We start from the raw sequence: 7,373 nt of genomic DNA, 5'->3' as shown, positions 1-7,373 counted from the left end.
CCCATGCTGGGCGCACTTAAATAAGACTCAACCTACCATATCTAATGATAAATTGAGTCTTAATAACTATCTTGTTAAGTAAGCATATAATAATTTTATTGTTCCTTCTAAAGCTGTATAGTGAGTTCTTTCCATTCCATGAGAAGCATGAACTCCAGGTCCTATTAGTGCACCTTTAATATTATTTCCACCACTAAGTGCTGCTCCAACATCTGAACCATACATTGGATAAATGTCTACAGCATATTTTATTTCATTGCTTTTAGCAAGACTTACTAGGTCTGTAGTCATATTAAAATCATATGGCCCATTAGAATCCTTAGCACAGATAGAAACATCATATTCTGTACAAGATAAATCTTCTCCAATACATCCCATATCTACAGCTATCATTTCTGTTATATCCGATGGTATATAGGCTGAACCATGTCCAACTTCTTCATAAACAGATATAAATACTTTAGTAGTATAGGTAGGAACTATCTTTTCACTACTTAATATATGAAGAAGATTCATTAAACATGCAACGCTACCTTTATCATCTATAAATCTAGATTTTAAAAATCCACTTTCTGTTATAGTAGTTTTAGGATCTATAAATATAAAATCTCCAGGGCATATGCCTAGTTTTTCTACATCTTCTTTAGATTTTACAACTTCATCAAGTCTTACTTCCATATTCTTTGGATCACGAGCTTTAGATTTTGCATCTTCATACACGTGAATAGCAGGACTAGTGCTTAAAAATGTTCCATTATATATTTTTCCATCTCTAGTTCTAACCTTACAATATTCAGCATCTAAAGTAGGAACTATCGGTCCTCCAATTAAAGTAAACTTTAAAGTACCTTCACTAGAAATAGATCTTACCATAGCTCCTAATGTATCTACATGTGCAGATAACCCTATTACTTTGTCATTACTCTTTCCAGGAACAGTTATAACTCCACAGCCTTTAACAGTCTTTTCAAAAGTATAACCTAGCTCTTCTGTAATTGATTGGATTTTATCCATAACTTCATAACAAAATCCACTTGGGCTATCAATAAGCAATATTTCTTTTGCTGTATTTAAAACCTTTTCTTTGTTTACTGTTATCATTTTTCGCCCTCCCAATAATATAAATTTTATATTTCTATTATTCTGTAATCTTAGATATAAAGTAATTAATTTTTAAAATATCTAAATAATTATAATAGTCATATAATTTAGTCTCTCTAAATATTATAATATTCATCTATAAATTATTAAAGGGTTTATAAAAATATTTTTTATAAAGTTTTCTATTCAATAAATCCCTTTTCTTTCATTTTTTCAGCATTATTAAATAAAGCCATACCAGTTTTCATCTTTCTAAAATTAAAGCTATTATAAAATCCTTCTTTTCCCTTAGCAGCATATAAAATTACATTACATCCTCGCAATGACTCAAGTATAGTGCTTACAATTAATTTTCCTATACCTTTACCTTGATACTGCGGCAATATAGCTACATCATAAATTGCACCTTGATAAACTCCATCTGATAATGCTCTTCCAAATCCAATAAGCCTATTGTTATCATATATAAACACAGTAATATAACTATTTTCAAATGCTTTCTTATGGGTAGCTTCATCAAAATATCCCATACCTCCCAGCTTTAATATTTCTGGTATTAAGCTCCAATCCACCTTAGCACAGTCTTTTTCTATTTTTATATTCATAATATCACTCCCAAGTTATGTTGTTTTATGCTAATTATTGATTCTTATATTTATCAATTTTTAAGGTTTTATATAAGCATAGCCTTCTTCTTCTTTCTTTACAATTTCAGCTACTCCACCAGATACTACTTATATAAAATCTTATATAATAATGTTTAATCATAGCTATGAATTATTTTTTCCCAGTGTATTAAGTTAATAATATCTATATTAAAATAAAAAGTCCACCTCTCTTATATTAAATTTTCTTTCTTAAAAATAAAATAATCTGTGCTCCCCCATTAGTATAAGGATAATAATATTCTCCTTATTGGGTTTACACAGATTATTTTATACATTCTTATAATGTTCCATATTCATCTTTATCTAAAATAATTAAAGCTCTCGTTAATTCTTCCACATGTTCCTTTTCATCCCTAGTTATTTCATTTATAATTTTAATTAAAGTATCGTTATTTATATTTCTCACAAATTGTTCATAAAGTAAAATAGCCTCTAGTTCTCCTTTTATTCCTTTTCTAATAGTTACAAGTAGATTAACATCCTTATCATATTTATTAGTATAGTCTTTATACTTCTCTTTAGATGATATATCTACATGTTCTTTGGCTTCTTCCTGTAATTCCGCCTGTTCTAGATCAACACATCTTAGAGCATTTAAAAACATTGCATAATGCCTTTTTTCATCTTCCATAATATGATGAAATAACTCTTTAAGTTCTTTGTTTTCTGTAACTGCTATAAAATGACTATAATCATTTATTGCTACAACTTCTGCAACAAGTCCCTCTCTTAAAAAATCTTCAACACTTTTTGCTATGCCTTGCGGTTGTCTTTCAGTAGTATAACTCATAATAGTCCCCTTAATTATTTATCTACATTATATATATATTAAAAATTATTTTATCTTATGAATGGTTCTTGTACATTTACATATATTACTTCTGTATCTAAAGAGATTTCATATACACATTTTTAGATAACTCACTAAGTCTATCCTCATCTAATACATATATTTTTTTATTATCACATTTTATAATTGATTTCGATTCAAGCTCTTTAAATGTTCTCACCAAATGCCTATAAGTTGTTCCTAAAAATTCAGCAATCTCTTTAAATGATGAGTTTAAAAGTATATAATTTTTATCATCTTCTAAATGCTCAACTAGGTAGCTAGCTAGCCTATTTACAAGGGGATATACAAAGTTATATGAACTATTATTAATGGTTTCATGAAGCTTTTCACTTAAAGAGCCTACTAAATGATGTAAAAAGTTCACATTATCAATATAATTTACTCTAAGTATAGTTGATGGTATGGCAATTAAAAAAGTATTTTCTATAGCTTCAACATTACATTGTATGGGCTTATTTTTTAAAAACTCTAAATCTCCTATAGTATTAAAGGCTTTATAAAACTTTAATAGCATTGATTTACCATTTTCAAAGAGATAGGATATTTTAATTTTCCCATCTACAAGTAAATAGTAATATTCAAGTTCATCCTCCGCTTCTAATATAACTTCATCTTTTTCATAAAAATGGAGTTGAGCATAGTTTACTATATACTCATCAAATAGTTCTTCTATGTTATACTTAACAAAATACTTGTTTAAGAGTTGTTGGTTCAAAATTTTTTTCATAAATTCTCCTTATCATGACATATGTCCTATAGCTATATATATGAATATGGTAACTTATGAATTAGAGGATGTAAAGTATAGATGGAGGTTTATTATGAATTACGAAGTTATAATATTTGATGCAGATGAAACCTTATTTGATTTCAAAAAGTCCGAGAAATATGCTCTTAAAAATACTATGATTGAGTTCGGCATAGAGTATGATGAAAATTATCATTTAAAAGTATATAAGGATATAAACACACTTATATGGAAAGATTTTGAAAATAGACTTATCCTTCAGAGGAATTTGAATATTGAAAGATTTAAAAGATTATTAAGTAAATTAAATATTAAATTTGATGAAGTTAAATTTGCAAAATCATATATAAAACATTTGTCCTACGCATCATTTTTATACGATGATAGTATAGCTCTTATAAAAAGTCTATATAAGGACTATAGACTTTTTATAATTACTAATGGTCTTAAAGATGTCCAAGATAATAGAATAAGAAAATCTGTTATAGGAAAATATTTTGAGGATGTAGTAATATCTGATGAGATCGAAGTATCTAAACCTGATCCAAAAATATTTCAGCATACTTTAAAAAATATAAATCATACTGATAAAACAAAAATATTAATGGTAGGAGATAGCTTAACTTCAGATATACAAGGTGGAATAAATTTTGGTATAGATACCTGCTGGTTTAATTCTAATAAGATTATAAACAAAGGTGCTATAAAACCTACATATGAGATTACTAATCTTATGGAACTTAAGAATATAGTTTAAAAATAGATAATATTAATTCTTAGTTAACAATATACAATTTATATATTTATTTTAACAGCATAGAGCCCGTGAAAAAAAGTGGATTCACCAAGAATCCACTTTTACATATTCAAACTATTTTTTCTTTAACTTTAATCTTAGCTTCTAATACTCACTATCATGCACTATTATGTTTATACTATCTACTACAATATTCTGCTAATATTGATTGTACTTCATAAATGTTACAACTGCTGCTAAAGGTCTTTTCTATAGGCATGCTCATTCCCGAAACAAATATTTTAAGTTCTGCATCTAAATCAAAATGTCCTGATGTTTCTACTTTGAAATTAGTAATTGCTCTATATGGTACTGAATGATACTCTACCTTTTTACCAGTAACCCCTTGCTTATCAATAATAATTAATCTTTTGTTTGTAAATATAATCATATCTCTTACTAGCTTGTATGCTTTTTCCATTTGTTCATTAGAACCTAATAATTTCATATAGTCTTCCTTGATTTTATTGATATCCACCTCTGACGCATTTCCTATTACACTACTAAATAATCCCATGACCACCACTCCCTTTATAAAATCAATTTAATTATACCCTAAATAACAAATATTAGTAAATACTTTTATATAGTTTATCTTCCCTTAAATATGTTTTTATGTGTCCTTATATTTACTTTATATATACTGTAATTAAAATCTATCACTTAATTTAAACAATTTTATAAAAAAAATAATTCTATAAAATCTTCTTTTTTTATGTTTCCAAAATATCTTTTCATATTAATATTATCTATTACGCTGTGAATTTCTTCAGTATTATGCTTTTTACCTATAAGAGCTTTTTCAATATTTTCAATATTTCCTTCTCCAAAGAAATCTCCAAAAATTTTTATGTGCTGCATTATACCCTTTTCAACATCAATACTTAACTCTATAGTACCAATAGATAACTTTTTCTCATTATAAAAATTATATTTGGGCGACTTTCCAAAATTCCACTGCCAAGTTTCATATTTAGTTTTGACTAAATTTTTAACCTCTTCAATTTCCTTATTATCTAAAGTAGTTATAACCTTATCTTTTTCTTCTTTACCGATATACTCAAATATTTTATTTTTAAAATCTATAACACTAAAGGATTCCTGTAGATGTTCACTAATATTTGTAATTCTACTAGATACAGATTTAACTGCTTTATCTGAAAATTTTATGGGTTTAGAAATTAAGGCATCACTTAAGTTAACTATGTCAGAAGAAAATAATAAAGTCCCATGATGCATTACTCTATTTTTATATTTACATTGAGCATTTCCAGAAAACTTCTTACCATCTATTAAAAGATCATTTCTCCCTGAAAATTCTGCCTTTACTCCTAATTCATTTAATACACCGATGATTGGAATAACGAATGTCTGGAAATCATTAAACTTTTTTCCATCATCCTCAACTATAAATGTAAAATTTAAATTCCCAAGATCATGAAAAACAGCTCCACCTCCACTTTGTCTCCTCACAACTTTTATATCATGCTTTTTAATATATTCCTCATTAATTTCTGATAAAGTATTTTGATTTTTTCCAACCACTATACAAGGTTCATCTCTCCAAAGTACAAAATATTCACCATTCTTTTTTCTTAATAAATATTCCTCTAGAGCTAAATTAAAATAAGGATCTGTGCAACTATTATCAATATATCTCATTTTTTCTCCTTTTTATTTTGAATATAATATAATGCATATTCTAAAAATAGTAGTTACTTATTTATACTGTGTATAGCTTCTTTATTTAATCCTAAGACAGCTTCATGTAGTGCCTCACCTAACGTTGGATGACTATGAACCACTTCTTTCAGCTCTGATACCGTCATTTTCTTTTCAACCATTATAGTGCCTTCTAGTATTAGATCTGACCCATGGGGTCCAAGAATGTGCACACCTAAAATCACATTATTTTCATCACTTATAACTTTTACCAAACCTTCACCTTCACCTAAAGCTAAAGCTTTTCCATTAGCACCAAACAAGAATTTATTTTTTTTATAGTTTATTCCCTTTTCTTTAGCTTCTTCTTCTGTAATTCCTACTACTGCTATTTCAGGGAAAGTAAAAATACAAGAAGGAATCACTGCTTTATGACAAGGTTTATTTAATAATATATGTTCCACAGTTTCTACCCCTTGATGAGAAGCTGCATGAGCAAGAAGTGAAATCCCATTAACATCCCCAACAGCATATACACCCTTTAAAGAAGTTTCATAATTTTCGTCAACCACTATGCCTTTTTTATATGTGTCTATTCCTAATCTATCTACATCAATACCTTCAAAATTAGGTTTTCTTCCCTTTGCAAGAAGTACTTTCTCCCCTCTTACTTCAAAGTCACCTTTCTTACCCTGACATTGTATAACTATTTCTTCAGCCTCTCTAAAACTCATAACTTTAGTTGAAGTAAGAATCTCTATTCCAGACTTTTTTGCCATAGCTGAATATCTCTTTGAAATATCTTTATCTATATCGTATAGTATAGAATTTCTCGCAACTATTACTGTAACTTTACTTCCCATAGCATTAAAAATACTGGCAAACTCCATTCCAATCACTCCACCACCTATAACTACTAAGGATTTAGGTATATGATTAAAATCTAAAAGTTCAGTGCTTGTTATAATATTTTTACTATTATATACTCCTTCAATGGATGGGATTTCAGCTTGAGATCCAGTAGCTATAATTATATTTTTGCCTTTAATAGTTATTTCTTCTTCATTGCATACTATTACAGTATTCTTATCAATTAATGTAGCTTTACCTCTTATAAGTTCTACATTATTTCCTTTTAAAAGAGATTCTATTCCAGTTACTAAAGTTTTTATAATGCTTCCTTTTCTTTCTTGAATTTTATCTACATCTATTTCAGGATTACATGCTTTAATACCAAAGTCTTCAATATGCCTTAAGTTATTAAAAAGTTCTGCAGATCTATATATGGTTTTAGTTGGAATACACCCATAATTTAAACATGTCCCACCTAAGCTTTCTTTTTCTATAAGACACACTTTTGCTCCTAATTGCGCTGCTCTAATGGCAGCCACATAACCACCAGGTCCTCCACCTATTACAATTATATCTTTCATAACTACACTCCTCGTCTTAATATGTTCTATATGAATTACTATGTTAACTTTATATACAAGCTTATTTTAGTTAAAATTTTAACAAATCCTATGAAAAGGCATTAATATAATC

Annotated in this window: 8 protein-coding genes; 1 reads left to right on the top strand and 7 read right to left on the bottom strand. The window is 27.9% G+C overall.

The genetic code is table 11. The features are described 5' to 3' along the window. Window positions 1–66: 66 nt before the first annotated feature. The 4 genes from B3630_RS13770 to B3630_RS13755 all read right to left on the bottom strand — a co-directional run bounded on the left by B3630_RS13770 (window position 67) and on the right by B3630_RS13755 (window position 3,349). Entirely contained in the window at window positions 67–1,101 is a 1,035-nt protein-coding gene (locus B3630_RS13770; RefSeq protein ID WP_346870176.1) for a M42 family metallopeptidase, read from the bottom strand. A gap of 182 nt (window positions 1,102–1,283) precedes the next feature. Continuing rightward, window positions 1,284–1,706 (bottom strand): GNAT family N-acetyltransferase, encoded by a 423-nt coding sequence (locus B3630_RS13765; RefSeq protein ID WP_346899102.1) that lies wholly within the window; start codon window positions 1,704–1,706, stop codon window positions 1,284–1,286. 340 nt (window positions 1,707–2,046) lie between these two features. After that, on the bottom strand, window positions 2,047–2,559 hold the full coding sequence (locus tag B3630_RS13760; protein WP_346899100.1) for a ferritin-like domain-containing protein: 513 nt from the start codon (window positions 2,557–2,559) through the stop codon (window positions 2,047–2,049). A 97-nt stretch (window positions 2,560–2,656) separates the two neighbouring features. Next, on the bottom strand, window positions 2,657–3,349 hold the full coding sequence (locus tag B3630_RS13755; RefSeq protein ID WP_346899098.1) for a Crp/Fnr family transcriptional regulator: 693 nt from the start codon (window positions 3,347–3,349) through the stop codon (window positions 2,657–2,659). Between the two features lie 94 nt (window positions 3,350–3,443). On the opposite strand from B3630_RS13755, the gene B3630_RS13750 reads away from it, so the two are divergent. Next, on the top strand, window positions 3,444–4,127 hold the full coding sequence (locus tag B3630_RS13750; protein WP_346899096.1) for a YjjG family noncanonical pyrimidine nucleotidase: 684 nt from the start codon (window positions 3,444–3,446) through the stop codon (window positions 4,125–4,127). 178 nt (window positions 4,128–4,305) lie between these two features. Here the strand turns inward: B3630_RS13750 and B3630_RS13745 are convergent, their stop codons facing one another. From B3630_RS13745 to lpdA, 3 genes are all read right to left on the bottom strand, one after another. Then, window positions 4,306–4,683, bottom strand: a complete 378-nt coding sequence (locus B3630_RS13745) for a PH domain-containing protein (protein ID WP_346870180.1) — start codon at window positions 4,681–4,683, stop codon at window positions 4,306–4,308. A gap of 161 nt (window positions 4,684–4,844) precedes the next feature. Further along, window positions 4,845–5,828: a lipoate--protein ligase gene (locus tag B3630_RS13740; protein WP_346899094.1), complete on the bottom strand. Its 984-nt coding sequence runs from the start codon at window positions 5,826–5,828 to the stop codon at window positions 4,845–4,847. A 53-nt stretch (window positions 5,829–5,881) separates the two neighbouring features. Then, window positions 5,882–7,261: a dihydrolipoyl dehydrogenase gene (gene lpdA / locus B3630_RS13735; protein WP_346899092.1), complete on the bottom strand. Its 1,380-nt coding sequence runs from the start codon at window positions 7,259–7,261 to the stop codon at window positions 5,882–5,884. Window positions 7,262–7,373 lie beyond the last annotated feature (112 nt).

It is taken from the genome of Clostridium sp. UBA7503 (genome assembly GCF_002477055.1).
GTDB lineage: Bacteria > Bacillota > Clostridia > Clostridiales > Clostridiaceae > Clostridium_J > Clostridium_J sulfidigenes.
The sequence above is the reverse complement of the archived record's forward strand: the minus strand, read 5'-3'. Positions and strand labels throughout refer to the sequence as shown.